General features: G+C 38.8%; 20 protein-coding genes. 4 read left to right on the top strand and 16 right to left on the bottom strand.

Annotated features, from left to right (window positions below; genetic code table 11):
- The first annotated feature begins 7 nt into the window (after nt 1–7).
- Nucleotides 8–817 (top strand): UbiA prenyltransferase family protein, encoded by an 810-nt coding sequence (locus tag FJA49_RS08610; protein WP_140000565.1) that lies wholly within the window; start codon nt 8–10, stop codon nt 815–817.
- A 47-nt stretch (nt 818–864) separates the two neighbouring features.
- Here FJA49_RS08610 and FJA49_RS08605 read toward each other — a convergent pair whose 3' ends face one another.
- From FJA49_RS08605 to FJA49_RS08555, 11 genes are all read right to left on the bottom strand, one after another.
- A complete protein-coding gene (locus FJA49_RS08605; RefSeq protein ID WP_140000564.1) occupies nt 865–1767 on the bottom strand; it encodes a TIGR01777 family oxidoreductase in 903 nt (300 codons plus the stop codon).
- A 65-nt stretch (nt 1768–1832) separates the two neighbouring features.
- On the bottom strand, nt 1833–2654 hold the full coding sequence (locus FJA49_RS08600) for a DCC1-like thiol-disulfide oxidoreductase family protein (protein WP_140000563.1): 822 nt from the start codon (nt 2652–2654) through the stop codon (nt 1833–1835).
- Nucleotides 2655–2984: 330 nt separating this feature from the next.
- Entirely contained in the window at nt 2985–3302 is a 318-nt protein-coding gene (locus FJA49_RS08595; RefSeq protein WP_140000562.1) for a hypothetical protein, read from the bottom strand.
- Between the two features lie 53 nt (nt 3303–3355).
- Nucleotides 3356–3859: a GbsR/MarR family transcriptional regulator gene (locus tag FJA49_RS08590; protein ID WP_140000561.1), complete on the bottom strand. Its 504-nt coding sequence runs from the start codon at nt 3857–3859 to the stop codon at nt 3356–3358.
- Nucleotides 3860–3977: 118 nt separating this feature from the next.
- Nucleotides 3978–7742, bottom strand: a complete 3765-nt coding sequence (locus tag FJA49_RS08585) for a gliding motility-associated C-terminal domain-containing protein (RefSeq protein ID WP_140000560.1) — start codon at nt 7740–7742, stop codon at nt 3978–3980.
- A 152-nt stretch (nt 7743–7894) separates the two neighbouring features.
- Nucleotides 7895–9922, bottom strand: coding sequence for a M3 family metallopeptidase (locus tag FJA49_RS08580; RefSeq protein ID WP_140000559.1), 2028 nt, complete (start codon nt 9920–9922; stop codon nt 7895–7897).
- A gap of 187 nt (nt 9923–10109) precedes the next feature.
- Nucleotides 10110–10592: a 5-(carboxyamino)imidazole ribonucleotide mutase gene (gene purE, locus FJA49_RS08575; RefSeq protein ID WP_140000558.1), complete on the bottom strand. Its 483-nt coding sequence runs from the start codon at nt 10590–10592 to the stop codon at nt 10110–10112.
- A 28-nt stretch (nt 10593–10620) separates the two neighbouring features.
- Nucleotides 10621–11778: a 5-(carboxyamino)imidazole ribonucleotide synthase gene (locus FJA49_RS08570; protein WP_140000557.1), complete on the bottom strand. Its 1158-nt coding sequence runs from the start codon at nt 11776–11778 to the stop codon at nt 10621–10623.
- Between the two features lie 143 nt (nt 11779–11921).
- Nucleotides 11922–12581 carry a response regulator transcription factor gene (locus FJA49_RS08565; RefSeq protein ID WP_140000556.1) on the bottom strand — a complete coding sequence of 220 codons (660 nt, stop codon included), beginning with the start codon at nt 12579–12581 and terminating at the stop codon, nt 11922–11924.
- Between the two features lie 2 nt (nt 12582–12583).
- Nucleotides 12584–13360 (bottom strand): sensor histidine kinase, encoded by a 777-nt coding sequence (locus FJA49_RS08560; protein ID WP_140000555.1) that lies wholly within the window; start codon nt 13358–13360, stop codon nt 12584–12586.
- A gap of 660 nt (nt 13361–14020) precedes the next feature.
- Complete coding sequence (locus FJA49_RS08555; protein WP_140000554.1) at nt 14021–14665, bottom strand: hypothetical protein; 645 nt, start codon at nt 14663–14665, stop codon at nt 14021–14023.
- Between the two features lie 322 nt (nt 14666–14987).
- Here FJA49_RS08555 and FJA49_RS08550 point away from each other — a divergent pair, with 322 nt between their 5' ends.
- The 3 genes from FJA49_RS08550 to FJA49_RS08540 all read left to right on the top strand — a co-directional run bounded on the left by FJA49_RS08550 (nt 14988) and on the right by FJA49_RS08540 (nt 17403).
- A complete protein-coding gene (locus tag FJA49_RS08550; RefSeq protein ID WP_140000553.1) occupies nt 14988–15395 on the top strand; it encodes a hypothetical protein in 408 nt (135 codons plus the stop codon).
- The gene (locus FJA49_RS08545) at nt 15392–16462 is read left to right on the top strand and encodes a hypothetical protein (RefSeq protein WP_140000552.1); all 1071 of its coding nucleotides are present in this window, start codon (nt 15392–15394) and stop codon (nt 16460–16462) included. Before FJA49_RS08550 ends, FJA49_RS08545 begins: the two co-directional genes overlap by 4 nt.
- Before the next feature lie 233 nt (nt 16463–16695).
- Nucleotides 16696–17403 carry a DUF2461 domain-containing protein gene (locus FJA49_RS08540; protein WP_140000551.1) on the top strand — a complete coding sequence of 236 codons (708 nt, stop codon included), beginning with the start codon at nt 16696–16698 and terminating at the stop codon, nt 17401–17403.
- Between the two features lie 16 nt (nt 17404–17419).
- On the opposite strand, the gene FJA49_RS08535 is transcribed toward FJA49_RS08540, so the two are convergent.
- The 5 genes from FJA49_RS08535 to FJA49_RS08515 all read right to left on the bottom strand — a co-directional run bounded on the left by FJA49_RS08535 (nt 17420) and on the right by FJA49_RS08515 (nt 26689).
- Nucleotides 17420–17872, bottom strand: coding sequence for a DoxX family protein (locus FJA49_RS08535; protein WP_140000550.1), 453 nt, complete (start codon nt 17870–17872; stop codon nt 17420–17422).
- Between the two features lie 56 nt (nt 17873–17928).
- Complete coding sequence (locus FJA49_RS08530) at nt 17929–18495, bottom strand: Crp/Fnr family transcriptional regulator (protein ID WP_140000549.1); 567 nt, start codon at nt 18493–18495, stop codon at nt 17929–17931.
- 116 nt (nt 18496–18611) lie between these two features.
- The gene (locus FJA49_RS08525) at nt 18612–19655 is read right to left on the bottom strand and encodes an NAD(P)-dependent alcohol dehydrogenase (protein WP_140000548.1); all 1044 of its coding nucleotides are present in this window, start codon (nt 19653–19655) and stop codon (nt 18612–18614) included.
- 166 nt (nt 19656–19821) lie between these two features.
- Complete coding sequence (locus tag FJA49_RS08520; RefSeq protein ID WP_140000547.1) at nt 19822–25545, bottom strand: T9SS type A sorting domain-containing protein; 5724 nt, start codon at nt 25543–25545, stop codon at nt 19822–19824.
- Nucleotides 25546–25561: 16 nt separating this feature from the next.
- Nucleotides 25562–26689, bottom strand: a complete 1128-nt coding sequence (locus tag FJA49_RS08515) for an ABC transporter substrate-binding protein (protein ID WP_158629468.1) — start codon at nt 26687–26689, stop codon at nt 25562–25564.
- Nucleotides 26690–26721: the final 32 nt, after the last annotated feature.

The raw sequence follows: 26721 nt of genomic DNA, 5'->3' as shown, positions 1-26721 counted from the left end.
TTGCAGGATGCAGGTTATCAGACGACTATTTGATTTTTATATCAACGGCAGCATACACGTTGCTGTAGCTGTTTTGTCGCTGGTTTTAATGACCAACCATATGTTCCAAAATCCTTTTGATTTGCCAATGGCAGGTTTTGCTTTTTTTGGAACAATTTTCGGGTATAATTTTATCAAATATGAAGACTTTTTTAGAAATAAAAAGCCTTTACGATTTGAACTCAAAGGCATTGCTGTTTTAAGCCTGATTGCTTTTGCAGCGGCAACCTATTTCTTTTTTCATCTAAAACTAATTACCCAAATTACGGCTTTTGTTTTCTTTGGATTGACTTTTTTGTATACGGTTCCGATACTGTCAAGCAAGAAAAATATCAGGAATTGGAGTGGTGTCAAGATTTATATTGTGGCGCTATGTTGGGCCGGAGTTACTACGCTCTTACCGTTGATGGATGCAGGCGTCGAAGTTTTCTCAGATGTGATTCTTAAATTTTGCCAGCGTTTTTTACTGGTTATCAGTTTGATCTTGATTTTTGAAATTATTGATTTAAGGACAGATAGTCCTGCTTTGGGTACTGTGCCTCAGAGAATAGGAGTGAGGAAGACTAAAATTGTAGGCATACTTTTGCTAGTGCCGCTTTATTTTTTAGAATTCTTGAAAAGTACGATTGATACCAATCAGCTTTTTGTCAATGCCCTATTGGTTGTGGTTACTTCACTTTTTATGGTTTTTGCCAATGAAAACAGGTCGAAATACTATACTTCTTTTTGGGTAGAGAGTATTCCAGTTTTTTGGCTAGGATTGGTTTATTTGTTTTGACGGCGTTAACCCTGGCAGGGCTTGAAACCCTGCCAGGGTTGTAAGGGTTATAAACTATCCAATGCATCTTGCAACACTCCAAATTCAAATGTAAAACCATTTTCTGTTAGTCGTTTTGGAATTACATTCCTGCTTTTTAATACGAGTTCCGTTTCTGTGCCGATTATTCTTGCGCCAAATTTCAAAAGCTTTTCGCTAATTGGAATTCCGGTTGGAATGCCTAGACTTTTACGAAGTGTTTTCATAAAAGAAGCATTTCGAACAGGTTCCGGAGAAACAATATTTATGACTCCTGTCAATTCTCTTTCAATAATAAATGCGACAGCTCTCGCAAAATCTTTTTCATGTATCCAACTGATAAATTGGTTTCCTTTTCCCTGTTTGCCACCAAAACCAACTTTTGCTAAATTTTTTAGAGGTAAGAATGCTCCTCCATTTTTTCCTAATACAATTGAGGTTCTTAGTGCCGTTTTTCTGGTTTGTGGAGTGTTGGTTTCAAAAAAGACTTTTTCCCATGATTTGGCAACGTTCATTGAAAAATCATTTCCAATTTCTCCATTTTCCTCATCCATTTGTTTGTCTAAAGAATGTCTGTAAATAGTAGAAGTAGATGAGTTTAACCAATGTTTTGGCGGGTTCTGGCATTGCAGAACGGCAAGATTCAGAATGCGGGTGCTTTCAAGTCTGGAATCCAGAATTTCTTTTTTGTTTTCAGGAGTATATCGGCAATCGACAGACTTACCCGCAAGATTGATGAGTACATCCGCATTTTCTAATTCTTTTTCCCAACCAGAAAATGTTTTGGCATTCCATTTTACATATTTGATATTGTTTTTAATTTCTGATTTCCCTCTTGTAAGAATAACAATTTCTTCGAATTTATCTTTAAAATGATTCACTAGAACCTGGCCTAAGAATCCTGTTCCTGCTGCAATTATTAGTTTTTTCATGGTTTTTTGGTTTAACCCTGCCAGGGTTTAAAACCCTGGCAGGCTAGAAAGGTTAGTTAATTGGATTAAAAGTTTAAGATAACTAGTAAGACAATTACTCTATAAATTACCCAAGTGAAAGAAAGAGCTGTTGAAAGTTCTAGGATTTTGATTCTTCTGAAATGTTCTATAAACATGAGTAAAGCGGTAATAGCAAACCAAGCGAGAATAATGATTTCAGGAATATTTATAAACTGATTTAGGAGTAAGACTGGTGTTAAGAGTATGGAGCCCGCTAAAGAAACAGTCATCAGGTTTCCTGTATAATTTAATAGTGTTCTGCTTCCAAGTTTTAGTAAAAACATGCTTTGGAAAACAATCTGTCCGAAGGCTATTATCAATTCTCTACTGAAATTTCCAATGGGCAGATTGGGTATCAGTTTTGAATAATTGTATAAAGTTAAAGCTGTAAGCAATAGGGCGAAGATGATATAAATAATCCGATACTTGTAATTAAAACTCGGAACGCATTGCAGAACAGTGTCATTGGCTTTTTTGTTTGGAATAATTACTTTTCGATTGTATGAGATAAAAGAATAAAGCTTCTTCAGGAAGTATTTCACTGGAGGAACGTTTCCGACTTTTTCTATCCATGGAAAAGAATTTCCAATTACTTTCAGCAGGCTATCAATTCCATATAGGACGGTTTTGTTTTTGTTGTCGACTAAAGCAATTTCATTGGAAGCTCTCTTGAAATCGACAAAGCTGTGTTCTTCATCTGTCAGATTAGCGAAAGGCTTTTTTCCATTTTTGTCCAACATTCCTGTTTTTATAAAACCGGTCGTGTAGGTTTGGCAGAGCGGACAATCTTCATCATAAAGTAAGGTTTGGTTTTCGAGAGTTTTCATAATCAAGTGTTTTGATTAATAATTTGAAAAAATAAAATGCCGTAACATTCGGAACGAGCGTTACAAAGAGTATTTGTGAAAAATCATTTTGCATTATATCGTGAAAGAATGAGAAAAGGAGTAGTGCGTTTGTAATGATTACCATCCAATAAACTTTTATATCCCTTTTGAATTTTTGTTGGTGCTTTGAGAAAATTTCGAATGTTATAAATAGTGCTGTTATAATTTGTACTGAACATAAAAATAGTTGGCCTATAAATCTCAGATAACAGGTCATATAGCATAAAATACAAATTAGTATTGCGAGCTTATTTATTGCTACTGGTTTCATCACTCTTCTTCTAAGATTATAAAATGTAGAATAATTGTCATATAAATTGCCAGGGCCGGTGGCATAGCCCAAATCCATCCCCAATCTGTAATATGCCATAATGAAAAGAATAGAATACAAAACAAAAAATAGGCTTGGAGATGTCTGTTTTTGTAATGATCAATAAGAAGGTTTAATCCAATAGAAACTTGTATAAAACCAGTAACCATTGTTGATAATAAAGCAACAATGAACATTCCGGGATCAAATACTGTAAATGCAGCTATCAGAAAAGGTGAGCCAATACCGATTAAATTGATTACTTGTCTTGTAGTCATAACTAATAATTTTTAAACTTTCAGAAAAAACTGAAACTTTTATTTAAATTTTTTTACTTCATGATTTTCATGACCAAACGGCCAATCCAGTTGTCTTTAAATTCGGTTACTTTATCAATCATATTATCTGCTTTTAATACGAAATCATATAGTTTGGAAGTCTGTTCAACAAAATGTTTTGTCTCTTTAGTTTCATTGCCTTTGATGGAAGAAACATCTTTTAAGACTCTTAATGCCGGTTTAATTTCTCTTTTGCTTCTTTCCTGTGCTATTTTAACGGCCAATTCGTCTAAATCTTTTTCGGCTGTAAAGAATTCTTTTCTTTCGCCCGACTTGTATTCTTTGTATACAATTCCCCAATCCATCAAGGCACGTAGGTTCATGCTGGCATTTCCTCTGGAAATCAATAATTCTTCCATAATGTCTTCCATAGAAAGCGGTTCAGGAGAAACCATAAGCAACGCATGAATCTGTGCCATCGTTTTATTGATGCCCCATTGTGAGCCTAAAGCGCCCCATGTTTGGATGAATTTGTTTTTTGCGTCTTTGAATTCCATACCCCAAATGTATAAATTTATTTTTGAACTTTCAAAAATAATTGAAAATAAAAATCGGTAAAATAAAAAAGGCCATCAGTTTTTTGCTAACGGCCTTAATCTGATATAAAAGTCAGGACTAATTTACTTCACGATTTAAATAAACCCAGCCTGTTTTTTCTTTTCCATCTCTAAATGCTATATAATAATAATAGGTTGCTGTAGGAAGCAGCTTGCCATCAGAGCATTGTCCGTGCCATTGGTTTACGTAATTGTTCATTTCGTAAACTTCTGTTCCGTAACGGTTGAAGATTTTGACTCTCAAGATGTCGAGTCCTGCCAAATTCCAGGTGTCGTTTTTATTATCACCGTTTGGCGAAACTCCTTTAGGGATTACGCAATAGCTTTTTTCGACAGGAATTGATGTTGTGGTAGTACATCCTTCTTCATTGGTTACTACAACCGTATATACTCCTGATTCAAGGCCGGTAATGTCTGTAGACTGTGTTGTCGCATTAAAACCATTTGGTCCAGTCCAGACATAAGTAGCATTTGACTCATTAAAAGAGTTGTCAATTGCATAAGCGGTAAGTATATAATGGTCATTTTCACACTTAGCTCGGGCTCCTACAGAAAAAGTGTCTGTATTTTCATCAATCTGTATGTTTTTTGAGAAAGAACAATTGTTTAGGTTTACCAAAACGCTGTACAATCCAGGCTCATTGATTTCAATTTCGGCAGAATTACCGCCAATTACTTGTCCATTTTCATTATGCCAAATATAACTAGCTTCTGATTCTTGAAAATTGTCAGGAACTATCTTTACTATGCTTTCCTGCCCAAAACAGATTTTGGTGTCTTGCTGCGCAAAATGGAATTCCGGTTGTGGTGTTACGACAAGCTCAAATGATAGAGGTTCTGAAGGACAATTGACCAGATTGGTTGTAACGGTATAAGTTCCGGACATTCCAACGGTCGCATTTGGAAATACAGGACGGACACCTGTAGCCATAAATCCGTTTGGCCCGGTCCATGTATAATTGTATATAAGATTTGGATTTTGGACACTGATGTTTATTGGCGAACCTTCACAAAGAGGGCCAATAGGGTTAATGATAGGTGGTGCTACAGCATTGTAAAAATGGATAGAAACTATGGCTTCGTCTTCTACGCCGCAAAATCCTCTTACAAAATATCTGAAATAATAGGTTGCCCCTTGCTGAGCGCCGGTAGTATTCCAAACATTTGCAGAAAGAGTGCCTGCAGATGAGATTTGTTCCCAAGTCCCGTTTTGATCTGCATTGCCTAATAGGTAGTCAAATAAATTGATTGAAGGAGGAATGGAGCAAAGATTTGCATCGTTGTCATTTCCTGCATTCGGTGGGGTTCCTGCGTTGATTTCATAATTTAGAGTTTGATTCAGACAAGAATCAGGTTCTGCAGGATAAGAAATGGCTACGCGATACATACCAGATTGCGTATTGACATTTAGAGGAGTAAAACTTAAAGTAGAACTTGTGCTCAATGTAACGCCTTCGGCTCCTTGTTTATACCATCTGTATTGCAGATAAGAAAAATTAGGAACTGAAAGTGTACTGTTTTGTCCGTCACATAAAGACGCAGCTATAGAAAACACAAATGGAGCCGTAACATCATGAGTATAGGTACTCGTATTCTGGCATTGATCTTTTATTTCAAAAATATAAACGGCGGATTCCAAATCTGTGAATAATGGACTGCTGCCGTTTGAAAAAATAAATGGCTGTCCGTTTTTTTCGATTATTCTAAAAGTGAAGTTTCCTTGACCAACTACATTTAACAAGACATCAGATAGGGTGCCTGAACATGAAAAATTGAGTGCTCCTTTTATTTCTGGAAGTACTCCTGTATCAAATTCTTTTATCGTAAATACGCATAAATTGTTGGCGCCTACGCTGTTGTATATGGATGAGGCAGTTACGACCCTAAATTTTCCACCTATTGGGAAATTCAAGTTCCACACATTATTATTGGTAACTGCGATTGAATTGGTAATGTTAGGAAGGGAATTTTCAGTATAGACAACACCTGTATTAGGATGACCCCATTGACCAGTTGCCGGATTGAACTTTTGTAGCCAGTATCCGAGGTTTACAACGGAACCGTTATTATTTGTATGGTTAAATCGGATATTAAAAGTAGAACATGCTTCTACAACTTCAAAAGTCGTGTTGCCGATATATTCTTTAATTTGTAAGGTTAGGGTATATTCTGCATTACAAGAGTCTTTTATTTTGATACGATAGGTTCCGACTGGCAGTGAACTCATCATGAAAAAGGCTCCTCTGATATTAGCAGAAACATTCATCGGTCCGGTATAAGTACTAGGCACAGATACAAATTCAGCACTCAGTATTTGTATATCAGGTGCTCCTCCTATATAGACAGAACCAAATCCGGGTTCACATCCGCCCAGATAATTCACTCTTGGTGCACCAGAACCGCCAACTGGTACAGTGACAAATTTTGTATAAGTATTTCCGCATTCGTCTACTAGAGTTATAGAGTATAGTCCAGGAACAAGAATATTGGTTATAATTATACCTCCGTCGCTTTGTATGTAGGCATTGACATTATGGGGAGTAGGGAAAGTAAAGCCAGAAGGAGCTGTGTTTATGGTTGCGGAAACGATATTAGAGCCTAAAATTTCACCAAAAATAACGCCAGATGCACCACAGGATCCTGTAGCTACAAATTTAGCATCAGTTTCATGGTCAATGGTTATACTCTCTGTAGCCGTTCTTCCGCAGGCATCAGTAACTTTTACCACATAGGAACCTTCAGGAAGTATATTGGTCGTGTCCCCGTAAGTTGGATTAGAATTATAATTAGGGTGTGAAGGGTAATAATCCGAAGGATTGAATCCTGCTGGCGCAGAAAGAAACTCTATAGTTAGTGGGTAGGTAAAGTTTGATGTTATAACCGAAAAGGATTGTATGCCACATCTCAAGGTTTGCCGTTCCAGTAATATAAAAAATCTTGGATTCATTGGCGTGACATCTTGTTGGAATACATTGCCACAACCATCGGTAACGGCGAGACTATAGTTGTAGGGCGCATTGTAAAATGGGAGCTCTATGGTATAGATCTCTTGAGGGCCATTTGCTATGTAGGTTTGTGTAATAGGAGCGCCGCCTCCTGGAGGGAAAATAGTAAATACAAAAGTAAGCGGATAGCTTATCGTTGCTCCCGCTAGTACATCTACACTATAAGAAGCCCCAATCGTATTACAATTAACCAATTCTGTATTAGGTTTTGTGGCAACGGAAATTTCAAGATTGTTAGGGATTTCTTCGAGAGTTACTAAAGTATAGGATCTGGATACTGCATTGCCACAGGAATCATAAACTTTAATCAGGTAGTTTCCCGCTACAAGATCAGTGAAAATGTTGGAAGTCTGCCGAGGCTTTATTATAGGGCCTGAAATAATTTCATATCCTATAGGATTCCCGCTGGTGACATTTACTACTATGTTTCTATTGAGACTGCAGGCAATATCAGTAAAAGTCATATTAAATTCTAAAAAAGAAGCTGTACTATGAATTGTGAAGTCTTTTTGTTTCTGATTGTTTTCAGTTCCTAAAGTCTGTGTAGCGATAACCCTGTAAGTCCCTCCGGTAAGTCCTGATATGGAATTGGTAGAAACTGTAGCATAAGGAGTCGTAACCGGAAGTTTATAAATTGTATAGATGATACTGGCGTTTGGATGCGTGCCAGATACCGTAAAAGATAAAGTTCCATTCCTGTTACAAGTTTCATCGGTTCCGGTAACGGTAAGAGTGAAATCCGGCAATTGCCCGTAAGAGCTGATTGCGTTTAAGGAAAAAATTAATGCAAATATAAAATTCAGGTAAAGTTTTTTCATAAGCAAATCCTTAAGGGAGATTTCAAATATATGAAAAACTGTAAGAAAAATTACGGTTATCCATACAAGTAAAACCAAAAAACACAAATAAAAAAAGGGATTGCCTTATTTTGCAGGCAATCCCAAGTATTTTGAAATCAAATAATTGTGTGTTAAAGTAGTCCGGCTCTTTTTAGCAAGGCATCGGGCTTTGGTTCACTTCCCCTAAATCTTTTATATAAGACCATCGGATGTTCTGTACCGCCTTTTGACAGGATGTTTTCTTTGAATTTTGTAGCAACTTCAGAATCAAATATCCCTTGTTCTTTAAAGTATTCGAAAGCATCGGCATCCAAAACCTCGGCCCACTTATAGCTATAATATCCGGAGGAATAACCACCTTGGAAGATGTGTGAAAAAGAAGTGCTCATGGCATTTTCCTTCACGTCAGGATAAAGTTTGGTTGAGACAAACTGAATGTTTTCAAATTCTTTTACATCTTTGATAGGTGTTGGATCCTGACCATGCCATCCCATATCCAGTAAGCCAAAGCTTAACTGTCTTAAAGTAGCCATGCCTTCCTGGAAGCTGGCACTTTCTTTTATTTTCTGGATAAATTCCGTAGGGATGATTTCTCCCGTTTGATAATGGCGTGCAAACAGGGCCAAGGCTTCGGGTTCATAACACCAGTTTTCAAATATCTGGCTTGGCAACTCGACAAAATCCCAATATACGCTGGTTCCTGAAAGGCTCGGGTATATGGTGTCTGCCAACATTCCGTGCAAGGCATGTCCGAATTCGTGGAATAATGTGGTTACTTCATTAAACGTAAGCAGTGAAGGTTTGGTTTCTGTCGGTTTTGTAAAGTTGCAGACAATAGAAACATGTGGTCTTTCATTGCTACCTCCCAAAACATATTGCGATTTGAATGAAGTCATCCATGCGCCGTTTCTTTTTCCTTTTCTTGGGAAAAAGTCAGCATAGAAAACGGAAACAAGATTGCCTGCGATGTCTTTTACCTCATAAGTTTTTACTTCCGGATGGTATTTTTCAATATCATTTATTTCTATGAAAGTCAGTCCGTATAATTTTCCGGCTACGGTAAAAGCACCTTCCAATACGTTTTCCAGTTTGAAATATGGTTTTAGCTTTTCATCATCTAAATTGAACAGTTGCTGTTTTAGTTTTTCGGAATAATAAGCTCCATCCCATTTTTCAAGCTGATCAATGGCATCTAGTTTTTTGGCAAAGGCTGTTAACTGAATGAATTCTTTTTCAGCTGCCGGACGTGCTTTTGCCAATAGGTCATTAAGAAAAGAGTTGACTTTTTCAGGACTTTCAGCCATTCTTTCTTCCAACACGAAATGGGCATGTGAAGCATAGCCTAAAAGCTTGGCTCTTTCAAATCGGAGTCTGGCAATTTGAAGTACTATTTCCTGATTGTCATGTTCGTTTTTCTGAAAACCTTTTGAGCCAAAAGCAATTGCCATTTTTTTGCGGAGTTCCCTGTTATCGGCATAGGTCATAAAAGGAACATAACTCGGATAGTCGAGTGAAAAAATCCAGCCTTCTTTTTCGTGGCTTTGAGCCAGTTCTTTTGCAGCTTCAATGGTTCCTTCCGGCAATCCGGAAAGATCTTTTTCATCTGTGATATGAAGTTCGAAAGCGTGTGTTTCTGACAGTACGTTTTCGCCAAACTCTAGGCTTAGTTTCGAAAGCTCTTTGTCAATTTCACGCAGTTCATTTTTTTTGTCTTCAGCTAAATTAGCTCCGTTTCTTGAAAAGCTTTTGTATTGTTTGTCTAGCAAAGTTGCCTGTTCTGCCGTAAGCGAAAGGCTGTCTTTGTTGTCATAAACCGCTTTTACCTTTTTAAACAAATCGGCATTCAGGCGAATGTCATTTCCGAATTCGGATAATAATGGAGAAACTTCCTGTGCGATTTTTTGTATTTCGTCGTTTGTCTCAGCAGAATGCAGGTTGAAGAAAATACTAGAGATTCTGTCCAAAGCAGCGCCACTAAAAGCCATGGCTTCTATGGTATTTTCAAATGTTGGTGCTTCAGGATTATTGACTATTCCGTCTACTTCTTGTTTTGCGCTCGCAATAGCTTCTTTAAAAGCCGGTAGGAAATCCTCATTCTTGATTTGAGAAAAAGGAGCAGTATCGTATTTTGTTGTAAATTTTTTAGTAAGAACTGACATATCAGGGTCTTTTTAAATATTCTGTAAATAGAAGATAAGTTTCAGGCATGGGAAATGTTATTCCGGCATGCTGTTTCCAAAAGTATAAAATTGGAAAGTAAATACCTATGGCGTTATGAAAACGTTGAGGTTTAAAATAAAAAACCAAGCCTGTATGGGCTTGGTCTCTAATTATTTTTATAGGAAATTATTTTTTCAGATTTTCAGATGCCTTGAGCACGGCTTGTTTTAAGCTTTCTTTATAAGCTATGATTTTGTCTAAAACAGCCTTGTCGCTACTTCCAATGATTTGTGCTGCCAGGATTCCTGCATTTTTAGCACCATTCAGAGCAACTGTTGCAACAGGAACACCGCCAGGCATTTGAAGAATGGAAAGCACGCTGTCCCAACCATCAATAGAGTTACTTGATTTTACAGGAACGCCAATTACGGGAAGTGGAGACATTGAGGCTACCATTCCAGGTAGGTGTGCTGCGCCTCCGGCTCCGGCAACAATCGCAGCAATGCCACGGGTATGTGCATTTTTGCTAAAGTCGAATAGTTTTTCCGGTGTGCGGTGAGCCGAAACGATGTCTACTTCAGTTTCAATTCCAAATTCTTTTAGTATGTCGATGGCTTCCTGCATGACCGGCATGTCAGAAATGGAGCCCATTATGATTGCAATTTTCATAGGTATAAGGTATAATTAAGGTGGCAGCTTATGAATTGCTGATCACTCGTATTAGTTTTTTTACTTCTTCTGCTGTTTTTCTGGCTTTGGCAATATCTTCATTTACGATGGTAACATGGCCCATTTTTCTAAATGGTCTTGTTTCACGTTTTCCGTAAATATGAGGAGTCACACCGTCAATAGCTAATATTTCTTCGATGTTTTTATAAACTACCTGACCTGAGTGGCCTTCTTCGCCAACAAGGTTGACCATGATACCAGCTACTTTGCTTTCTGTATTGCCCAAAGGCAGGTCAAGGATGGCCCGCAAGTGATTTTCAAACTGAGAAGTATAACTGGCTTCAATGCTGTAATGACCTGAATTATGCGGTCTTGGTGCTACTTCATTAACCAGAATTTCGTCATTTTCTGTCTGGAACATTTCAACAGCCAGTAATCCGACATGCTCAAAAGCTTCAGAAACTTTCAATGCTATTTCTCGTGCTTTTGCAGCGACTTTGTCATCAATACGCGCTGGACAAATAACATATTCTACCTGATTGGCTTCGGGATGGAATTCCATTTCTACTACCGGATAGGTCTTGATTTCGCCTTTTGGATTTCGAACGACAATTACGGCCAATTCATTTTTAAAAGGAATCATTTCTTCCGCAATACATTCTACATTTGGCAGGTTTGCTAGATCCGATACAGAACGTACTATTTTGACACCATTCCCGTCATAACCAAACTCGGCACTTTTCCATACGAAAGGTAAAGAAAGGCTGTTGTTTTCAAGATTGGTTTTTAAATCTTCCAGAGTCTGAAATCGTTGAAAAGGAGCTGTCGGGATATTATGGGTTTTATAAAAATCTTTCTGCCTTCCTTTGTTCTGGATGTTTCTGAGCGTTTTTGGAGAAGGATATACTTTTGTACCTTCTTGTTCCAGTTGTTCCAAAGCTTCAAGATTCACCAACTCTATTTCAAAAGTCAGAACATCGGTTTTTTTGCCAAATTCATACACCGTATCATAATCCATAAGATCGCCTTGGTAGAATTTGTTGCAACCCATTCGGCTTGGAGCTTCTTCACTTGGGTCTAAGACATAAGTCTGTATATCAAATTTTCGGGTGTCGGCCAGAAGCATTTTGCCAAGCTGTCCTCCGCCTAGTATTCCGAGCTTGAAATCGGATGAGAAGTAATTCATTGTTGTGTTGTTGTTTGCTGCAAAGATAAGCATTCTTTAGAATGATGAATTATTCTGTTTTAGATTTAAATGCTTTCTTGGAGAAGAGAGTTGTTGAAACAAAATATTCAGGAATGCAAGTGCGAGCAATTTCTTCCTAACAATCAGATAAAAGGTGGTGTTATCTGGTATTTATAAGAAAACAAAACGAGTCCCACTTTTGATTTAATACCAAACCTTTCAAAGAGAGCCGTACGGTAGGATTCGATAGATTTTACGGATAACCCCATACTGTCGGCCATCTGGTCATAGGTTAGTTCTCTTTCATCACAAACCAGTTTCAGAAATTCCAATTCTCTTTCAGACAATACAATTTGGCTTTTAGCATCCTTGTCAGACGATGTTTCATAGTTCCTCATACGTTTTAGTATCTCAGAAATGTTGTTGTATCCTATTTTTACGATATTATCAATGGCAAATTTCAGGTCATGGGCCGTACAATTTTTATGCAAAAATCCTCTTGCTCCATGATGGTAGGCTGCATCGATAATCTGCTCGTCGAAATGTTGTGTTAGTAGCAGTACCTTATATTCGCCTTCTATTTCTTCTAATGCTTTCAATACTTCAATTCCGTTCATTCCCGGCATGGAATAATCTAAAATAAATAGGTTCGGCTGATTTTCCAACGGCAGTGATGCCAGGAAATCGGTACCATTATCAAATTCTACAGTTACGGCAAAATTGCTTATTTTTTGCAAGAGCTCTTTTAATCCCTGTCTTACAATTTTGTGGTCGTCTATAATGCCAATCGTAATTTTTTCCATGTTTAGGGGAGTTTGTTTTCTGAAAGCCTGATTTTTGTTCCTTTTTCATTTTCTGACCAGATGTTTACAGAATAATCAATAATAGCAGCACGGCTGATTATGTTCTGTAATCCCATTGTGGTAGGGCTATTTTTGATTTTTTCATAGTCAAATCCTTTTCCATTATCAGAAATAGCCATTTCAAAGTTAGGACTGGCTCTCAATCGTATTTCAATCTGGCTGGCTTTGGAATGTTTGAAACAGTTGTTCATGATTTCCTGAAAAATTCTATAGATGACAATCTTTTCGTTTGTTGAGAATATCCGTTTATCTTTTCCTTTGAGTTCAAAATGGATAGGAATTGAACTTTTTTGTAGGCGTATGATTTCGGATTCTATGGCTTTTACCAGGTCTTGTTGCAGAAGCATCTGGTTGTTTAGGGAATGGCTAATGTTTCGGATGGATTGCGAAAGATTGCTAACTGATTGCGACAAAGGTTGCAAAGTCTGGTTCAGTTCCGGCGAATCGAGTTTCAGGTTTTCAATCTGGAAATTAATATAAGTAAGCTGTTGTCCGGCATCATCATGAAGGTCTTGAGAAATGTTCTGCAATACCTGCTCCTGGGTTTCAAGAATCGTCTGGTTTACTGTTTTCTGAAAATCGATGTCTTTTTGGTAAATGACTTCCGTGTAGTTTTTGATCTTACGGATATATAGTTTTACCAATACCACACAAAAGAGGATTAGCAGGCTGATAAAAAGCAACCCGATGATGATTCCGAAGGCTACATTATTCAACATGTCTCAGCTTTTTTTCACGATAAATATAAAGGTTTATAAGGGAATAGTAAATAATGTTTACAAAATAAGAAATGAAGGTATATAACTTTAGTTGCCCAAATAGAAGATAAGAGGTGACATTTTTACTGTTAAACCCAAACATAAAGCTTAGGCCGAAAAAAAATAGGACAGGAGCCGTTAGCAGTATAAAAGTATTGGACAGGAAGAAATCAAAATTTTCCTGTCTGAGCCTGCAAAAGCTTTCATAAATAAAGATGATTATGTATAAAAAGGCACCCACAACAAAGGTGTAATAATTGAATTTTTTTGTTCCGTCTAAAAAGCCCAGGTTAATGAGCCCAAAAAGTAAAAAGCAGCCTAACAAAAGAAATGCAGCGTTTTTTTTCGCTGCATTTTTTGCGAGCATCCAAAGCCATAATCCATGGTGTATAATTATGCTTATACTTACACAAAGCACAATGGATTTTTTGTTAACGATTAAAATTGAATTTATAACTTCTGTGAGAAAACAAACCCAAAGAATTGCAAGCAAATGCCTGTGAATTTGTCTTTTTTTGTCCAGGAATAGCAGGCCAGAAAGTAATGTCAGAAGGACAATAATCTTTAATGGCGAAAGAAAGTGATAAACAAAATTAATCATTACTGCTTGCGGATTAAAATTTATAGAGGAGATTTTACACTACGCATTATTATAGGATCGTTCTTTTTCATAGGCTCGTCAGAATAGTCATAATAAGAACTTTTCCCATTCAAATCGGTTACTTTCATTATAATTGTCTCTTTTCCGGCTTTTATTGTTGCATAGATAAATTCAAAAGAAATATTGCTGCCATTATTTTCTTTAGCAATGGCTCTAAGTAGAGCAAGAGAATAACACGATATCTTTTTGTCAAAAGTTGGGACAATTTTGATACTGTTAATTTTCTTTTTTACAGCATCTACATCAAAACTTAGGTAACGGTCATATACAGAATACTGCTTTGTCATGCTTTCTATGTCACTCCAATCCTTCTTTAAACTTCCACTTGGATTAGGCGTAAACTCACCCGTTTTAATAGTATGGGTTTTTAAGGTAGCTTCAAATAGAATATTATCGCAAACTGCTTTGCCATATTTACGGAGCCAGTCTTCTTTTTCTTCAGTTGTAGGTAAAAGATCATACTGTTCCAGAGTAAGACATTCGTGGTCATTAGGCCTTAACATCTGGGTTTCTTCGGCCGCTTTTTCAGAAGGTTTCTCGTTTTTCTCGTCTTTGCATCCTATCATCACCAATGATAAGAATAAGAATAAAACTGTTTTTTTCATAATGTAACTATTGGAGGTTGATAATTAAGTTTGTTACAAAGTTTACATTTCTATACTTCCAGCTCAATAGGGTTTTCCCTATTTCTTTTGGGTTTTCACCTATCCTTCGGCAAGCCTAGCTAAAATATCACTTTTTTCTTAATAATTTACTGTATTTATTGGAATTTCAATGGGTTATGGAAAAGCCTTAATCGAGTTAGGGTTTTCCCTATTGTAGCAAGTTTTGAGTTCAGGTAGTTTTGGAATACATATCGATCGTGAATCAATAAAAACGAGAAATCGAAATGTTTTAAAAGGAGTAAACAACTTAAAACTTATGACTATGGCAACTTCAACAATTGAAATCAAGAATTGCGAAAAAATCGCAACCTCATTTGAACTAAGCAATGTTCAGGGATTTATTCCGCTTTTTACCAGAGTATATTTGGAAACACCAAACGGTAAATCAACGGAAAAGCCAGTGGCAGTAACCCCGCCGCTAAATACTAATGCATCAATAATAAAAACAAGTCCTTTTTCTCACTATCATGGATTGTTGTATTATGAAACATTTTTGAACTATAAAAATGTTGACAGTTCTGAACTTGATGCCCTCATTGAAAGATTAGACTTCTCTTATAAAGTTTATGATTGCAAAGACAAGGCTATTGAAATTAAAGAATATGACAACTTCAAGAAAATTGAAAGCAAAAAGCTGCTCTATTTCACTAAAATAATCGACATATTATGAGAAATACGATATTGTTGTCCATTTTAATTTTGTGTTCTCATCTCTCAAATGCACAAAATGATTCCACTTCAACCGATTTGAAGCAAATTGAAATAGCCAGTTCCAGTGCTTTGACCTTACTGGACAATACTGCTGCGATAATAACCTCCAATCCGGCAGTTAAGGAGTTTAATATCAATACGGAGAATTTGTCGAAAATTTCCTTTGATTATTCGGTCATCTTCGATAGAAAACAACTCAAGGGATTAGGTTTTTATGGGCTCGAAGGATCTGTAGATAAATTTAAACAAGTGAGTTTTGCCCGAATCAAACGGCCTAATCTTTCAGGTGCGATCAGCCAAAATGATTCTACAACAACGGTTGCAATCGGATTGAATGTGAATCTGCTTACGGTTTTTTCTAAAAATAAAAAGGGTCTGACAGATAGCTATAATAAATTTAGAGGAACCTATGAGGAAATGATAGCTCTCGCTGACGATGCAACGATAAAACAACATCCAAATTTGCAGAGAAGCTCGCAGGAATTTAGAGATATACGAGATAAGATTCTCGATACTATGAAAATTGAGTCTCCAGATGAATTTGCAGAAATACTTCGTAAACCGATGTTTACTCTCGATGTTGCAGCTGCCTATAGTCTGCTGTATCCGGATAATAAATTTAGCAACAACCAGTCGGATAGGCTGGGATTCTGGTCAACGGCGACTTTTAGCTTAAAGATGGGCAAAGAAAATTATATTAATTTTTATGCTTTTGGAAGATACCTTCAAGACGATGCCGTCTATCAAAAATCATTGGCAGATTATTCAAATACCTTCAACTATTTTGATTATGGAGGCAAAACACAACTTGATTTTAAAAAACTATCCGTAGGTTATGAATACATTAAAAGAACAGGCGATGGAGACGATTATCGTTCGGTAGGTCTGGTGCAATATAAAATCAATGATAATTTGTATTTAAGAGGCGGCTTTGGTAAAAACTTTGAAAGTGAAAGCGGTGATGATTTGATGACACTGTTTGGCATCCGGTGGGGATTTGATAAAAAGGATAAGTTGGAATGGTAGCCTAGATGCTTATTATTGAGAAAAACGCTAACTTTTGTTAGCGTTTTTTGTAGGGTTTAAGGAATAAGCAACCGTAAAACAATAACTCATTGAGTTTTGAATTTATACTTATTCGCTAAATCGCATTTCAAATAAAATGCTTTATTCTAAATTCCTTGCTGCTGTTTTTTACATTGAATACAATCCAAAAAGAAACTAACTTTGACAAAAGCTAAAAACCAAAATCAAAAGACATGGATTCAAAGACATCAGCACATATATCTGCTTCAAGCCTTGACTATCTAAAAATGCTCAAAGAAAATAATAACAGGGAATGGTTCAATGAAAACAAAGAACTGTACTTGAAAGAATACACAGGGATTGAAAATTTTGCTGAGGCATTATTGCAGGAACTTAGGAGCCATGATGTCATTGAAACGGTTTCGGGTAAAAAGGGCTTGCATCGAATTTACAGAGACACCCGATTCTCGAAAGACAAAACACCTTATAAAACAAGCTGGAGTGGTGGCTTTAAAAGAGCAACTGCACTCAGAAGAGGAGGTTATTATTTTGATATTGAACCAGGCAATAGTTTTATAGCGGGAGGCTTTTGGGCACCTAATGCAGAAGATATTAAGCGTATTCGTGAAGACATTAGTTTTGACCCGGAAACTTTACGAAAAATTATAAATAGCAAAACGTTTATAAAAACTTTCGGTTCATTGCAAGGCGAACAGCTAAAGAAAGCACCAAAAGGTTTTGACGCTACTGATGAAGCAATCGATTTATTACGCTATAAGCAATTCCTACTCATTAGAAAGTTTACAGATGCTGAGGTTCTTAGTCCTTCTTTTTTGAAAGAGGTGGATCAGACTTTTAAGAACATGCGTCCTTTTCTGGATTACATGAGCGAAGTACTAACCACTGATGGAAATGGAGAACGACTTCCGGGACTGTATTAAAAGGCAATAGAAATAATCATGATTTTCGAAGTGTACTCCAATACACCCAAACAATGAAGAGCAGCTGCAAAGGAATTCGGAACCATAAATAATCCAAGCCTTCTCCGTCATAAGCAGCTGTTTCTATATTGATATGGTTTGCAGCGGCATAGATATTCGCAGGTAACAATAGTACAAAAAACAAGATTAGCAACCAGCCGGTTGGAGTCTTGTATTTTGGAAGCAAAAGCGCTATAGCGGCAATTAGTTCTATAAAACCAGTTGCATATACGATTTCTATTGGAAAAGGTAGAAAAGAAATCATCATTGCCATGCCTTTGGTAAAGAGGAAATGTCCAATTGTTGTAAGAACCAGCATGGCGGCCATGGCAATCCTTCCGGCTAAGGCAAATTTGTATTCTTTCAGGTAGATTTTTTGAATAATCAAGGAAATTGAAAATGTTCCCAGCAGCGTTATTAAAGTTTCCATACTTTTTTTCTACAAAGTTCTGTTGCCCAATCTTGCCAAACAATGAACCTGGGTTACTAAATTCGCTTTCGGATTCTGCTTAGAGCCTGAGGTGTGATTCCAATATAGGATGCCAGATATTTCAGCGGTATTTTTTGAATTAGCTGTGGCTGTTCGGTAAATAGGTTGAGGTAACGTTGTTCTGCCGTTTGATTCAATAAGGAAAGTTCACGTTTTGAAGTTTCAAGATAAATTCGTTCTGCGGCCAGACGACCTATGGTGTTTCCAATGTCTGTATTGGCATAAATTTCCTGTAAATCAGCATGGGATAATCGCCACAATATTGTAGGCGTAAGGGTTTCTACCTGATAGGTTGAAGGTGTTTTTGTAATAAACGATTCATAGGCACTGGTAAAATTACCATCAAAAGTAAAAGAAAAGGTGATGTCGTTTTTTTCTTCTTTTGGAATATAAAACCGGATAATGCCTTTTTCTACAAAAGAAAGGTAATTTTCTACCTGTCCGGTTTTGACAAGCAGTGATTTTTTAGGAAACTCTTCCCGGATGAGTCTGGAAGAAAAGAAAGCCCAGTCCTGGTCAGACAATTTAGCACTTAGCTCAAGATGGTTGCGGATGAATTCCATATGGGATTTGTTTGTCTAAAAATACAGAAAGGTTAGGGAAGAAGCATTAATAAAATTGGCTTTATGCAGAAGAAATGTTTTCTGCATAAAGCCAATAATTGCTGTTGTTTGCTTTTTTAAAGTGTTGCCATATCAATAACGAATCGGTAACGGACATCACCTTTCAGCATCCTGTCATAGGCATTCTGGATGTTTTTGATGTCTATCATTTCGATTTCTGAAACGATACCATGTTCTGCACAATAATCAAGCATTTCCTGAGTTTCGGCAATACCTCCAATTCCAGATCCTGCTAAACTTTTTCTGCCTCCTAAAAGACTAAATGCCGCTACAGGAGACGGTTTGGATGGAACGCCTACACAGATATGTGTGCCGTCAGTTTTCAATAAAGAAAGATACAGATTCAGATCATGTTCTGCAGAAACCGTATCCAGTATGAAATCAAAAGAATTTCTGGCTGCTGCCAGTTGCGCTTCGTCTGTAGTCACTACAAAGTTATGGGCACCTAGTTTTCGAGCATCCTGTTCTTTGCTTGGTGAAGTACTTAAAACGGTAACTTCTGCACCAAACGATACTCCAAATTTTACAGCCATATGTCCTAAGCCTCCTAAGCCCAGAACAGCCAGTTTATGTCCTTTGCCTACTTTCCAGTGACGCAAAGGAGAATAAGTAGTTATTCCGGCACATAATAATGGAGCGACAGCCGCAAGATTCAGTTTGTCTGAAACATGAAGAACGAAATCTTCATTGACTACAATAGTATTGGAATAACCACCATAAGTAGGTGTTTTTCCATCTTGTTCTGTGCCATTGTAGGTTTGTGAACTTCCTTTAAGACAATACTGTTCCAGATCTTTTTGGCAATTTTCACATTCGCGACACGAATCGACCATACATCCTGTTCCGGCAATATCGCCAACTTTAAATCTTTTGACATGTTCTCCAACTTTGACAACACGCCCAACAATTTCGTGACCCGGTACCATAGGGAAAATTCCCGGAAACCAATCGTCTTTAATCTGGTGGAGGTCAGAGTGACAAACACCACAATATTGTATGTCGAACTGCACATCGTGAGGTCCTACTTCACGCCTTTCAAAGTTCCAGGGTGCTAAGGGACTTTTATTGTCTTGGGCAGCGTATCCTTTAGTTGCTATCATCTTTTTTTGTTTTTAAGGGATTAAAAATTCTTATCTACTAAATTAGGAAAAAAAGCAATCCGATTTGTTAAGGCATTCTTAGCTTTTAGGTAGGGTTGAAAAAAAACCGCCAATGCAATACGCATTGGCGGTTTCGGGGAATTATATTCACTTTAACCTAACTTAATTATTCTCTCATCAAACGTTTTACTTGTGTTCCTTGAGCAGTTGTAATCTTAACCAGATAAACTCCTGAAGGGAATCTTTCCATGTTAAATTGACGGCTTGAATGAGTCGTTTTGTTTGTGTCAGAAAGAATAAGTTGTCCAGTGATTGAGTAGACTTCTATTTTTTCTGCAGTTATGTCTCTAGAGAATTCAACAGTCACCATTCCGTTTGTAGGGTTTGGATACAATCTCGTTTTAAGATCTCCAAACTCAGGAACAGAAAGACCGCAGAAATTGCTAGGGTCAGTAATAGTTACAGTAGCAGTACCTGTTGCGATATTACCATTGTTGTCAGTTACCGTCAATGTAACGGTATTCGCTCCAACATTAGTACAGTTGAAAGTGCTTGGCGAAACAGATAGGCTCGCAATACCACAATTGTCTGTACTTCCGTTGTTAACTTGTGCTGCAGTAATTGTAGCAGCACCAGCTGTAAGCGGTACGGTAATATTTGTTGTAATAACAACTGGTGGAGTTGTATCCACAGTTGTAGTAATCGTAAAGCTATGTGTAGCTTGACATGAATTTGCATCGGTAACAGTCACAGTATACGTTCCGGCAACTAACCCTGTAGCCGTAGCTCCAGTACCTCCTGAAGGTGCCCATGAGAATGTGTAATTACCAGCTCCACCTGTTACGCCTACTGTAGCTGATCCATTAGAACCACCTGTACAGCTTACGTTAGATTGTGATGGAACGATAACAATTGGAGAAGGTTGTGTTACTTGAATCGTTCTTGTAATCTGGCACAAATTAGCGTCAGTTATTGTCACAGTATAGTTTCCAGCAGCCAATCCTGTAGCAGTAGCCGCAGTACCTCCTGAAGGAGCCCATGAGTAAGTATAAGCACCTGTTCCTCCAGTTACTACAACAGAAGCAGAACCGTTAGCTCCACCATTACAGCTCACGCTAGTTTGAGATGGTGTTGCTGATAATGCAGCAGGCTCAGCTATTGTAAAGCTTCTTGTAAGTTGGCATAGGTTAGCATCAGTTACAGTTACAGTATATGTTCCTGCAGCCAATCCAGTAGCAGTAGCTGCTGTTCCTCCTGAAGGAGCCCATGAATAAGTATAAGCACCTGTTCCTCCTGAAACCGTAACACTAGCGCTTCCGGTAGAACTTCCATTGCAAATAATATCAGTTTGCGATGTTGTAGCTGATAATGCAGTAGGCTCAGCTATTGTAAAACTTCTTGTAAGTTGGCATAGGTTAGCATCAGTTACAGTCACAGTATATGTTCCTGCAGCCAATCCTGAAGCGGTAGCAGCCGTTCCTCCTGAAGGAGCCCATGAATAAGTATAAGCACCTGTTCCTCCTGAAACTGTAACACTAGCGCTTCCGGTAGAACCTCCATTGCAAAGAATATCAGTTTGTGATGTTGTAGCTGATAATGCATTAGGCTCACTTACCGAAACAGTTCTTGTAATCTGGCATGCATTGGCATCAGTGATAGTAACAGTATAAGTTCCGGCAGCCAATCCTGTAGCCGTAGCTGCAGTACCTCCTGAAGGAGCCCATGAATAAGTATACGCAGGAGTTCCTCCTGAAGCCGTAACAGAAGCGGTTCCGTTACTACCTCCGTTGCAGCTCACGTTAGTTTGTGATGTTGTAGCTGTCAATGCAGTAGGCTCAGCAATTGTGAAGCTTCTTGTAATCTGACATGCATTGGCATCAGTGATTGTTACTGTGTAAGTTCCGGCAGTCAATCCTGAAGCAGTAGCAGCCGTTCCTCCTGAAGGAGCCCATGAATAAGTATAACTTGGTGTTCCTCCTGAAACAACAACAGAAGCGGTTCCGTTAGCTCCTCCATTACAGCTAACATCAGTTTGTGATGTGGTTGCTGTTAATGCAGTAGGTTGATTTATCGTAAAACTTCTTGTGGTCTGGCAAGTATTCGCATCGGTAACAGTCACAGTATATGTTCCTGCAGCCAATCCTGTAGCTGAAGCAGCTGTTCCTCCAGAAGGAGACCAAGAGTAGGTATAAGGTGGAGTACCGCCGGTTGGTGCTACCGTTGCAGCTCCATTAGCACCTCCATTGCAGCTTACGTCTGTCTTACCACCGCCTGTTGCAGCAGATAAGGCAGTTGGCTGGGTGATAGTAAAGCTACGTGTAGTCTGGCAATTGTTATTGTCAGTCACGGTTACAGTATAAGTTCCAATAGCCAATCCTGTAGCTGAAGCAGCTGTTCCTCCGGATGGAGCCCAAGAATAGGTGTATGGAGGCGTACCGCCTGTTGGCGCTACCGTTGCAGTTCCGTTAGTACCACCATTACAGCTCACGTCTGTTTTGCCACCGCCTGTTGCAGCAGATAAAACTGTTGGCTGGTTGATGGTAAATGATCTTGTAGTCTGGCAACCATTGAAATCAGTTACAGTAACTGTATAGGTTCCTGCAGCCAATCCTGTAGCTGAAGCAGCTGTTCCTCCTGATGGAGCCCAAGAATAGCTATATGGAGTTGTACCTCCTGTTGGCGCTACCGTTGCAGTTCCGTTAGTACCACCATTACAGCTCACATCTGTCTTACCTCCGCCTGTTGCAGCAGATAAAGCACTAGCTGGCTGGTTTACAGTAACCGTTCTTGTAATCTGGCAAGCATTGGCATCGGTAACAGTTACCGTATAGGTTCCTGCTGCGAGTCCTGTAGCAGTAGCAGCCGATCCTCCAGATGGAGCCCAAGAATAAGTATAGCTTGGAGTTCCTCCGGTAACAGATACGGATGCAGTACCGTTTGAGCCACCATTGCAACTTACGTCCGTTTTAGATGCTGTACCTCCCAATGCGGTTGGCTGATTGATAGTATATGTTCTTGTAGCCTGACAACCGTTGAAATCTGTTACAGTAACAGTATATGTTCCTGCTGTCAATCCTGTGGCAGTAGCATTCGTTCCTCCTACTGGAGCCCAAGAATAGCTATATGGAGTTGTACCTCCTGTTGGAGCTACCGTTGCTGTTCCGTTAGCACCTCCATTACAGCTTACATCGGTTTTTCCACCGCCTGTTGCAGCAGATAAAGCGCTAGCTGGCTGGTTTACAGTAACCGTTCTTGTAATCTGACAAGCATTGGCATCGGTAACAGTAACCGTATAGGTTCCTGCAGCCAGTCCTGTAGCAGTTGCTGCCGTTCCTCCAGATGGAGCCCAAGAATAGGTATAGCTTGGAGTTCCTCCGGTAGCAGATACCGTAGCAGTACCGTTAGAGCCACCATTACAGCTCACATCTGTTTTTGAGATTGTTCCTCCCAATGCAGTCGCCGGTTGGTTGATTGTAAATGTTCTTGTTGCCTGACAGGAATTGTTATCTGTCACAGTAACCGTATATGTTCCTGCAGCCAGTCCTGTAGCAGTAGCTGCTGTTCCTCCTGATGGAGCCCAAGAGTAGGTATACGGTGGTGTACCGCCTGTTGGAGCTACAGTTGCAGTTCCGTTAGAACCACCATTACAGCTTACATCGGTTTTTCCACCACCTGTTGCAGCAGATATAGCTGTAGCCGGTTGATTAACAGTAGTAGTTCTTGTAATCTGGCAACCATTGAAATCGGTTACCGTTACAGTATAGGTTCCTGTTGCCAGTCCTGTTGCAGTGGCATTTGTTCCTCCCGATGGAGCCCATGAATAGCTATAAGGTGTTGTCCCTCCAGTAATTGATACCGTAGCTGTTCCGTTAGCACCTCCATTACAGTTTATGTCGGTTTTTGAAATTGTTCCTCCCAATGCAGCTGCTGGCTGGTTCACTGTAGTAGTTCTTGTAATCTGACAACCATTAAAGTCCGTTATAGTTACGGTATAGGTTCCTGTTCCAAGTCCTGTAGCCGTAGCATTAGTTCCTCCAGAAGGAGACCATGAATAACTATAAGGTGTTGTTCCTCCACTAGCGGATATAGTAGCTGTTCCGTTATTACCTCCATTACAGCTTACATCAGTTTTTGTGATTATTCCACCCAATGCAGCTGCAGGCTGATTGATAGTATATGTTCTTGTAGCTTGGCAACCATTAAAATCAGTTACAGTAACCGTATAAGTTCCTACACCCAATCCTATAGCTGTAGCATTTGTTCCTCCTGAAGGAGCCCAAGAATAGCTATATGGAGTTGTACCGCCAGTTGGCGCTACTGTTGCAGTTCCGTTATTGCCTCCATTACAGCTCACATCTGTCTTGTTTCCACCTGTTGCGGCAGATAAAGCGTTAGCTGGTTGGTTAACAGTAACAGTTCTTGTCATTTGGCAGCCATTGTTGTCTGTCACAGTTACAGTATAGGTTCCTTGAGCCAGTCCTGTAGCTGTAGCCGCTACACCTCCCGATGGAGCCCATGAATACGTATAAGGAGGTGTTCCTCCTGTTGGAGCCACACTAGCTGTACCATTATTACCGCCATTACAGCTTACATCAGTTTTTGAAGCAGTACCTCCCAAAGCAGATGGCTGGAAAACACTAAAATTTCTTGTAGCTGTACATCCAACATTGTCGGTTACGGTTACAGTATAAGCTCCTGCACTTAATCCTGTAGCTGTAGCAGCTGATCCTCCAGATGGAGCCCATGAATAAGTATATGGAGGTGTTCCTCCTGTTGGAGCTACCGTTGCTGTTCCGTTAGAACCACCATTACAGCTTGTATTTGTTACTCCTCCTCCGGTTGTTAATACAAGAGCCGGATTTACGTTTACCGTTATCGTTGCACACGTGCCTGGAGTTACACAGCCACCTTCACCACGAACATAATAAGTGGTTGTAGTAGTCGGGCTCACTGAAAATGATCCTGTACTAGTAGATGTTACTAATGTCCCACCACATGATCCAGAATAAACATGCCAGGCTGTAGCACTATTCAAGTTTCCTGTAATAGTGATTGTTCTGCTGGCTCCATTACAAAGCGGAGTCGTAGCGGCTGTCAATGTAGGAACTGCAGGAGCCGTACAGTTGATACATGTTACAGAAGGTGTTGGGAAATTTGAAGGTTGGATAGGAATCGCCGTGGAAGTAGAATTATCATGCATCCAGTTAGCCGGATTATTAATTGCAGCACGTAGCGCAATAGAAGTTCCCGTTAAAGTTCCGTTGTATTTTGCATTTGCAAACTCAGGCCCAGGAGCCGGATATAATGAAATACAATTCACTCCATTTTCCAAACCAGTTGGCACGGCAGAGTCAGATGTTGCCCATAAAGTGTTATTGCTTCCAGTATCCGGATTCCATGTTGTTACAGGATCATACTTTGACGAGTTATAATCTCCATGGATAGCTGAAATAAAAATAGGAGTAGCAGGTGCAACTCCAGAAGCAGATTGATACGCAATAATTTGGTCACCACCAGAAAGGTTAAAACCTGTGCCCAGGGCAAAAGTAATACTTCCGCCTCCGGTAACCGTAATTATATCCGGAGCCGTTTCTACAAATGAAATAATCTTACCACATGTAATTCCGGCTGGAATAACATAGGCAAGATGTGGTTCGGATAGGGTATTCATCCATTGAGTCCCGGACCATCCTTGCTCCGTAAAATAGAGCGTCTGTCCGGCAGGAAGGTCATTGAGCGCAATAAACGCAAAACCGTCCTGACCACCGGTGTTGTAGCCTATAAAGGCAATATCGCCTTTATTCATTGTCTGTGCTTCCGATTTGACTCCGCTCAGGAGACAAATCATGAAAAACAGACAGGCTTTAAAAAAAGTAATTGTTGTTTTCATATGATTGATTTAAGGTTTAATGACATAGGTAAGCATTATGCCAGCCTCCCGTAGATTGCGGTTGCTGGTCAGACATGATGTTTTGGATGAATTGCCCGTCATTTTTTAGGACGGTTTCAATTTGGATTCCATCATCAGTAATTTTAAAAATATAGTTGTCAAAGCTCGTTCTGTTGGTTTCCGGATGAAATTGTATCTTTCCTCTCGGGCCTTCAGGAGCTTCTCCCATTTTGTCTATTAGTTGTTCCAGGCTGGGAACACCATCGGTGTCTTTAAATAAGTTTTCCAGGATTATTCCTGATTCATAACCCAATAAGCTGAAAATACTTGGAGCCTGATGGAATATAGCCTTATGTTTTTCTACGAAGGATATGTTTTTTTTGTTTCTCAGGTTATCTGACCAGGAGGATACTACCATGATGTCCTGAAGCGCCTCTTTGTGTTCTTCTTTTATCTTATCACTGATAGAAAAAGAAGTGAAATAAAAAGGATAGTCTTGTGTGAGTTTATTTTTAGTAAGATAAGAAGCATGTTCTTCTGCATAAATGCCGCTGTGGAAAGCAAATACTGCATCAGGTTTTAAAGGAGCTAAAGTTTCCTGCATACAGTCTGCTTCGTTTTCCCTCGGATTTAAAGGTGTAATGTAGTGTCCTGAAAACTGACTGTCATTTTGATAAAGTGCCATTTCTATGGCTTGATTAATGCCATAACCAGAATCATAATAAGAGGATGAAGTGGCTATGTTTTTGTAATTTTGTGAAGCAAAATAAGCTCCAAGATGATAGGAGCTTTCAGCAATACCAAATGAATTGATATATATGCCTTGTTTCTTTTGTGAGGCGTAAGGCAATGTTGAGCCTATATCCGTAACTAATAAAAAGAGATTGTTGTTTGTTGCGTAATCATAGACGCTTTCGATATTGCGATGACCAAAAAAACCGATAAAAATGCTGATGTCTTCCTGTAAAGAAAGTTTCTGCATTTTTTCGATGATTACTTTTTCATCTGCGCCAATACCAATACTTTCAATAAAAAACTTGACACCAAGGTCGTTTAATTTTATGCCTCGCATAAAATCCCGATCCAGTGATGGGTATTGTTTCGATTGGGGCAACAATATTCCGATTTTTATTTCAGAAGTCATAAATAGATAAAATAAAGGGGGATGTGACTCCC

The sequence above is a fragment of the Flavobacterium microcysteis genome (assembly GCF_006385255.1).
Classification (GTDB): Bacteria; Bacteroidota; Bacteroidia; order Flavobacteriales; family Flavobacteriaceae; genus Flavobacterium; species Flavobacterium microcysteis.
Note: the sequence above shows the minus strand (reverse complement) of the source record. Positions and strands in the feature narration are given on the sequence as shown.